This is a genomic window from Corallococcus sp. CA054B, from assembly GCF_003611625.1.
Lineage (GTDB): Bacteria > Myxococcota > Myxococcia > Myxococcales > Myxococcaceae > Corallococcus > Corallococcus coralloides.
Window position 1 is genome coordinate 1 of the sequence record NZ_RAVY01000336.1, and the last position, 5021, is coordinate 5021.

Below are 5021 nucleotides of genomic sequence, written 5' to 3' on the forward strand. Positions count from 1 at the left end.
GGCTTGCCCTGTTCGGACAGGCGCTGGGCTTCGGCGGCGCGGGCCTCTTCGGCGAGGCGGGCTTCTTCGGCGAGGCGCTGGGCTTCGGCGGCGCGGGCCTCTTCGGCGAGGCGGTGGAGTTCGGCGAGGCGGGCCTCTTCGGCGAGGCGGGCTTCTTCGGCGAGGCGCTGGGCTTCGGCTTCGGCGCGAACGCGAGCTTCTTCGGCGAGACGAGCTTCTTCCTCCGCACGCAGGCGCGCTTCTTCCGCGAGCCGAGCTTCCTCAGCGAGTCGGGCTTCCTCAAGCGCGCGAAGACGGGCTTCCTCCGCGAGCCGAGCCTCTTCAGCGAGGCGAGCCTCTTCAGCGAGGCGAGCCTCTTCGGCCAGACGTGCCTCTTCCGCTAGGCGGACCTCTTCGGCCAGACGGGCTTCTTCTTCAGCGCGAAGACGGGCTTCTTCCGCGCGCCGAGCCTCTTCGGCCAAACGGGCTTCTTCTTCAGCGCGAAGACGGGCTTCTTCCGCGCGCCGAGCCTCTTCGGCCAGACGTGCCTCTTCGGCCAGACGTGCCTCTTCCGCTAGGCGAGCCTCTTCGGCGAGGCGGGCTTCCTCAGCGAGGCGGGCCTCTTCGGCCAGACGCGCCTCTTCGGCGAGGCGAGCCTCCTCCGCGAGTCGAGCCTCTTCGGCCAGACGTGCCTCTTCCGCTAGGCGGGCCGCTTCGGCCAACCGCGCCTCTTCAGCGAGCCGCGCCTCCTCTTCCGCACGAAGTCGGGCTTCTTCCGCGAGGCGAGCCTCCTCGGCCAGTCGCGCCTCTTCGGCTAGACGAGCCTCCTCCGCGAGTCGAGCCTCTTCCTCCGCGCGAAGCCGAGCCTCTTCCGCAAGCCGAGCCTCCTCGGCCAAGCGCGCCTCTTCTTCAGCACGAAGGCGAGCCTCCTCCGCAAGCCGAGCCTCTTCGGCGAGGCGGGCTTCCTCAGCGAGACGGGCCTCTTCGGCCAGACGCGCCTCTTCGGCGAGGCGAGCCTCCTCCGCGAGTCGAGCCTCTTCCTCCGCACGCAGGCGCACTTCTTCAGCCAGACGCGCTTCCTCAGCGAGTCGAGCTTCTTCAATCGCGCGCAGCCGGGCTTCCTCAGCGAGTCGAGCTTCTTCGGCGAGGCGGGCCTCTTCCTCTGCACGGAGTCTGGCTTCCTCAGCGAGGCGCGCCTCCTCCTCCGCGCGAAGCCGGGCCTCCTCAGCGAGTCGAGCTTCTTCGGCGAGGCGTGCCTCTTCCTCTGCACGAAGGCGAGCCTCTTCCGCGAGTCGGGCCTCTTCCTCTGCGCGAAGGCGCGCCTCTTCGGCCAGACGTGCTTCTTCCGCGAGGCGTGCCTCTTCTTCAGCACGAAGGCGAGCCTCTTCCGCGAGCCGGGCTTCCTCTTCCGCGCGGAGTCGGGCCGCTTCGGCGAGACGTGCCTCCTCGGCAAGGCGAGCCTCTTCCTCCGCACGCAGCCGAGCCTCTTCTGCCAGACGCGCCTCTTCGGCGAGCCGAGCTTCTTCCTCCGCGCGCAGGCGCGCTTCTTCGGCCAGCCGTGCTTCCTCAGCGAGTCGGGCTTCCTCAAGCGCGCGAAGCCGAGCCTCTTCCGCGAGCCGAGCCTCTTCGGCCAGACGGGCTTCTTCTTCAGCACGAAGCCGAGCCTCTTCCGCGAGCCGAGCCTCTTCGGCCAGACGGGCTTCTTCTTCAGCACGAAGCCGGGCTTCTTCCGCGAGACGAGCCTCCTCGGCCAACCGAGCCTCTTCAGCCAGTCGAGCCTCTTCGGCCAGTCGCGCCTCTTCTTCAGCACGAAGGCGAGCCTCCTCCGCGAGCCGAGCCTCTTCGGCGATGCGGGCTTCCTCAGCCAGACGGGCCTCTTCGGCGAGTCGTGCCTCCTCTTCCGCACGCAGCCGAGCCTCCTCGGCCAGGCGAGCCTCTTCCGCCAGCCGCGCCTCTTCCGCGAGGCGGGCCTCTTCCGCAAGCCGGGCTTCTTCCGCGAGGCGAGCCTCCTCGGCTAGACGTGCCTCTTCAGCCAGTCGCGCCTCTTCCGCGAGGCGGGCCTCTTCAATCGCGAGAAGCCGAGCCTCTTCGGCCAAGCGTGCTTCTTCCTCAGCCCGCAGCCGGGCTTCCTCTGCGAGACGAGCCTCTTCGGCGAGGCGGGCCTCTTCTTCAGCACGAAGGCGGGCTTCCTCCGCGAGGCGAGCCTCCTCTTCGGCACGAAGGCGAGCCTCTTCCTCTGCACGAAGGCGGGCTTCCTCCGCGAGGCGAGCCTCTTCGGCAAGGCGAGCCTCCTCTTCGGCACGAAGGCGAGCCTCCTCTGCACGAATGCGGGCCTCTTCCGCGAGGCGAGCCTCTTCGGCAAGGCGTGCTTCCTCTTCGGCACGAAGGCGAGCCTCTTCCGCGAGCCGAGCCTCTTCCTCCGCGCGAAGGCGAGCCTCTTCGGCCAGTCGCGCCTCTTCGGCCAGTCGCGCTTCCTCCTCCGCGCGAAGCCGGGCCTCTTCCGCGAGGCGAGCCTCCTCTTCGGCACGAAGGCGAGCCTCTTCCGCGAGGCGGGCCTCTTCGGCCAGTCGCGCCTCTTCGGCCAGTCGCGCCTCTTCGGCCAGTCGCGCTTCCTCCTCCGCGCGAAGCCGGGCCTCCTCCGCAAGGCGGGCTTCCTCCTCGGCACGAAGGCGAGCCTCTTCGGCGAGACGCTCGGCTTCTAGCCGCGCCTCTTCCGCGAGCCGAGCCTCTTCGGCGAGACGCTCAGCTTCTAGCCGCGCCTCTTCCGCGAGCCGAGCCTCTTCGGCGAGGCGCTCGGCTTCGATGCGCGCCAGTTCCGCCAACCGCGCCTCTTCAGCGAGACGCTCGGCTTCAATCCGCGCCTCTTCCGCGAGCCTCGCCTCCTCTGCGAGTCGCTCTGCTTCGATGCGCGCCAACTCAGCAAGCCGAGCCTCTTCGGCGAGCCGCTCGGCTTCGATGCGCGCCAGCTCAGCAAGCCGAGCCTCTTCGGCAAGCCGCTCCGCTTCAATGCGCGCCAACTCCGCGAGTCGAGCCTCTTCCGCGAGCCGCTCCGCTTCGAGCCGAGCCAACTCCGCCAGTCGAGCCTCTTCCGCCAGCCGCTCCGCTTCAATGCGCGCCAACTCCGCGAGCCGGGCCTCCTCCGCCAGCCGCTCCGCCTCCAGCCGCGCTTCCTCCTCCGCTCGAAGCCGTGCCTCCTCCGCCAGCCGTGCCTCTTCCAGCGCCCGGAGTCGAGCCTCTTCCGCCAGCCGCTCCGCCTCGATGCGCGCCAGCTCCGCCAGCCGCGCCTCTTCCGCGAGCCGGGCCTCCTCCGCCAGCCGCTCCGCCTCCAGCCGCGCCAACTCCGCGAGCCTCGCCTCCTCCGCGCGCCGCTCCGCCTCCTCGCGCCGGCGCGCCTCCTCGATGGCCCAGGCCTCCTCCTCCGCCTGACGCAGCTCCTCCTCGCGCCGCAGCCGCTCGCGCTCCTCCCACTCCTCCACCGACAGGGCCTCGATGCGGCCCTCGCGCTCCAGCACCCGCAGCAGCGCCTGCTGTGCCCCCGTCAGCGACTCCGGCCTTCGGAACGCGCCCAGCGTCTCCAGCAGGCCCCGCTCCGACGCATCCGTCAGCCACGGCTCGCACGCCGCCACCTCCGGGCAGCGGTAGACCCTCGCGGGCACGGGCTCACTGGGCGCCGGCTCCAACGCCGCACGCACCACGCGCACGCCCGCGATGGGCGCGAAATCCCCCGCCGCCTCCACCGACTCCGCCTCGAAGTCCGCGCGCTCCGCGAGCTCGCTCAGCCGCCGCACCTGCGCCAGCACCTGCTGCTCGTGCACCACCGCGGGCTTGAGCCCGCTGTCCTCCAGCAGTTCCTCGTCCGGCGCCGCCGCCCCACCCCGCGCCCACAGCGCGTCCAGGGCGTCCACGCCCAAGAGCCCGTTCTGGAAGAGCGCCTGCGCCGGCGTCTGGTAGCCGAAGCCCAGCTTCGCGCCCACCAGGTCGCCCTCGCGCAGCCACAGCGCGGACTCGCGTCCACCGGCGTGCAGCGTCAGCCGGCCAGTGGCTCGGGACTTGTGGGCGGCATACAGCGCTTCGGCGACCTGCGAGGCGGACATTCGGCCACCGAGTGTAGCCCGTCCTGCCCGCCCCTCAATTCGACGGCGGTGCCTGCCTGGCCGCTGTCCCCAGCTGCACCTGACGCAGCGCCTCGTAGGCGCCAATCCCCACCGACGTCGAAAGATTCAAGCTCCGGCGCTCCGGAAGCATGGGGATGGTCACCGGCGTCCCCGTCCCCCCCTCCATCACCTCCGGCAACAGCCCCGTCACCTCCGAGCCGAACACCAGGTGGTCCCCCGGCTCGAAGCGCGCCGCGTACAGCGACGTCTCCGCCCGGGCGGAGAACAGCCACCGCCGGGCCTGGGGGTACTCCGCCACGTAGGCGTCGTAGGTCGGGTACAGCTTCAGGAACACCTTGTCCCAGTAGTCCAGTCCCGCCCGCTTCAGGTTCCGGTCGTCGATGGAGAACCCCAGGGGCTCCACCAGGATGAGCCGGCACCCGGTCACCGCGCACAGCCGGGCCACGTTGCCGGTGTTGGGCGGAATCTGAGGGGAGACGAGGACCAGGTGCAGGGGGGACGCCAGGGGCTCAAGCATGGGATAGAACACCGGTCATGCACTGGAGGGTGACCAACGAAACGCGGCAGCGGCTGCTCGCGGACCGCGCCGAACGCGCCGAGTCCTTCGTCCAGCGCTTCCAGGGGCTCATGGGCCGCGCCTCGCTGCCCATGGGGGGCGGGATGCACATCGACCCCTGCAACTCCATCCACACCTTCTTCATGCGCATCCCCATCGACGTCGCCTTCCTGGACGCGGAAGGGTGCATCGTCAAGCAACTGTCCGCCATGCCTCCGTGGCGCACCTCGTCCATCTACTTCAAGGCCCGCTCCGTCCTGGAGCTGCCCGCCGGGGTGCTCCTGGCCAGCGGCACCCAGGAGGGCGACCGCCTGGTCTTCGCCCCGGGAGAGGCCCCGGCCGCCTAGGGGTCCCAAGGGCCCGTGCCCCCC

The 5021-nt window shown here is 70.7% G+C and carries 2 protein-coding genes and 1 pseudogene; 1 reads left to right on the top strand and 2 read right to left on the bottom strand.

Annotated elements, in window-relative coordinates:
* Both D7V80_RS40090 and D7V80_RS40095 read right to left on the bottom strand, forming a co-directional pair.
* Positions 1 to 3794 (bottom strand): annotated as a pseudogene (locus tag D7V80_RS40090) (molecular chaperone DnaJ); the annotation flags it as partial.
* A gap of 313 nt (positions 3795 to 4107) precedes the next feature.
* Positions 4108 to 4611, bottom strand: coding sequence for a tRNA (cytidine(34)-2'-O)-methyltransferase (locus D7V80_RS40095; RefSeq protein ID WP_014398831.1), 504 nt, complete (start codon positions 4609 to 4611; stop codon positions 4108 to 4110).
* Between the two features lie 17 nt (positions 4612 to 4628).
* Here D7V80_RS40095 and D7V80_RS40100 point away from each other — a divergent pair, with 17 nt between their 5' ends.
* Positions 4629 to 4997: a DUF192 domain-containing protein gene (locus D7V80_RS40100; protein WP_120593035.1), complete on the top strand. Its 369-nt coding sequence runs from the start codon at positions 4629 to 4631 to the stop codon at positions 4995 to 4997.
* Positions 4998 to 5021 lie beyond the last annotated feature (24 nt).

Coding starts and splice junctions, on each gene's coding strand:
- D7V80_RS40095 (WP_014398831.1), bottom strand. CDS start 4,611: ATGCTTGAGCCCCTGGCGTCCCCCCTGCACCTGGTCCTCGTCTCCCCT.
- D7V80_RS40100 (WP_120593035.1), top strand. CDS start 4,629: ATGCACTGGAGGGTGACCAACGAAACGCGGCAGCGGCTGCTCGCGGAC.